Source organism: Salinivibrio sp. IB643, assembly GCF_001996105.1.
GTDB classification, from domain to species: Bacteria; Pseudomonadota; Gammaproteobacteria; order Enterobacterales; family Vibrionaceae; genus Salinivibrio; species Salinivibrio costicola.
The window spans coordinates 1-1,703 of record NZ_MUFF01000087.1 but is presented as its reverse complement, the minus strand read 5'-3'; the positions used below and the strand labels follow the sequence as shown (position 1 = coordinate 1,703).

The 1,703-nt window shown below is 50.7% G+C and carries 3 pseudogenes; all 3 read left to right on the top strand.

Annotated elements, in window-relative coordinates:
* Positions 1-182 precede the first annotated feature (182 nt).
* Positions 183-737, top strand: a pseudogene (locus BZG77_RS14610) (IS3 family transposase); the annotation flags it as partial.
* 82 nt (positions 738-819) lie between these two features.
* Positions 820-1,236, top strand: a pseudogene (locus BZG77_RS14605) (transposase); the annotation flags it as partial.
* Between the two features lie 22 nt (positions 1,237-1,258).
* Positions 1,259-1,670: pseudogene (locus tag BZG77_RS14600) on the top strand (IS256 family transposase); the annotation flags it as partial.
* Positions 1,671-1,703 lie beyond the last annotated feature (33 nt).

Here is a 1,703-nt window from a genome sequence, read left to right as displayed (position 1 = left end):
CACCTGACTATGGCCAGCGCTTGGAAGCGCGAGCTACTGGAGAATGCCTCGGACCTGTTCGAAGGCAATAAAAAATCTGGCAAGCAATCCGATGAACACAGTACTGACGAGCTTTATCGCGAGATTGGCCGACTGACGGTGGAACGCGATTTTTTGTCACGCAAGCTCGATCAGTAAGCCGGCAACAACGGTTGGCGATGATCGAGCATGGTCACCCTCAGATCAGTCTTGTGCGCCAGTGCGAGCTGCTCAAGTTGAGCCGCTTCTCGGTGTACTATGTCTCTCGTGCGCAGTGTCAAGAGGATCTAGATTTGATGTATTTGATCGATAAGCAACGCCTCAACACGCCGTACTATGGCTCTCGCAAGATGCGAGTCCACCTGGAACGTCAGGGCTACCGGATAAACCGAAAGCGGGTTCAACGTTTGATGCGCACTATGGGCATCCAAGCGGTGTACCCACGCCCCAGAACCAGCATTCCTGGCGATGGGCACAAGATTTATCCGTACCTACTTAACGGGCTGAAGATCGACCGTCCCAACCAGGTGTGGGCGACTGACATCAGCTATATCCCACTGGCCAAGGGCTTCATGTACCTTGTCGCCATTATCGACTGGTATAGCCGTAAAGTGTTGTCCTGGCGGGTCTCCAACACCCTAGACACCAACTTTTGTATCGATGCCTTGGAGGAAGCCTTACTGCGCTATGGGATGAGGTTTACTATAAGCAACCCGTAACCTTGGCAGCCTGAGCTAGGGAAAAACCTGGATCATAGCTTAGGAGCACCATCAGGTTGTCCAACTGATTGGGTCCACTTCACACCTCGCTAATGAAAAGCAGCCTAACCGTAAGAACGGCTTTACATCAAAGTCCGTTAAAAGCCCTGCCGGCAGCTTTGAACTCAGTACACCACGCGACCGAGCAGGCTCGTTCGAGCCGCAATTAGTGAAAAAACATCAAACGCATTTAACCGATGAGCTGGAGCGTAAAATCCTTGCGCTGTTTTCGCTGGGTACCAGTTACCAAGATATCCGCATGGATATCGAAGAGTTGTACGGTATTCATGTGTCCAACGGTACCATCAATGCCGTGACTGATAAGCTATTGCCTGAGCTTCAGGCTTGGCGTGAGCGGCAATTAGAAGCGGTCTATCCGATTGTCTGGCTCGATGCCATTCACTATAAAATCAAAGAGAACGGGCGCTTTATCACTAAAGCGGTGTACACCATTCTCGGCCTCAACGTTGAAGGGAAAAAAAGAAGCGGTCTATCCGATTGTCTGGCTCGATGCCATTCACTATAAAATCAAAGAGAACGGGCGCTTTATCACTAAAGCGGTGTACACCATTCTCGGCCTCAACGTTGAAGGGAAAAAAGAGCTGCTGGGCCTTTACCTGTCAGAGTCTGAAGGTGCCCATCACTGGCTCAGCGTGCTGACCGACCTGCACAACCGTGGTCCTTATTGCGTGCGTTGATGGCCTTAAGGGCCTCCCTGAAGCGATTGAAAGTATCTATCCCAAGACAGAGATACAGCACTGCATTATTCATCAAATTCGCCACTCAATGAAATACGTGGCCAGTAAGCACCAAAAAGCCTTCATGGCCGATTTGAAGTGCGTGTACAAGGCAGTCACATTATCCGCCGCAGAGAGCGTGCTGGATGACTTAGAAGCCTGGATGACTTAGAAGCTAAATGGGGTGACA